The sequence below is a fragment of the Bradyrhizobium sp. Ken01 genome (genome assembly GCF_055807355.1).
Genome location: NZ_JBVVPC010000302.1, coordinates 1 through 236 on the forward strand (window position 1 = coordinate 1; position 236 = coordinate 236).

Here is a 236-nt window from a genome sequence, read left to right on the forward strand (position 1 = left end):
GACGACGGTGCGCGGCCGGGGCAGCAGGCCGGCGGCCTGTATGTCCTTCTTGTCGGCCCAGCGGGCCGAACCGTGCAGATAGTCGTTCGCCTTGCCGGTGTTCGCCTTGACCATCTGCGTGACGGCCGTGCCCAGCAGGCCCACGGTCGAAACGACCATACCCATGCTGGCCGCGCGCATGAAATCGTCGGGATATTGGCCGTACCACTTGCCGGCCCATTGAAGGATCGACCAGG

Annotated in this window: 1 protein-coding gene; it reads right to left on the reverse strand. The window is 66.1% G+C overall.

Features of this window, described 5'->3' with window-relative positions:
* A partial coding sequence (locus AC0L3S_RS39740; protein ID WP_473285450.1) for a hypothetical protein occupies nucleotides 1–236 on the reverse strand: 236 nt, incomplete at both ends.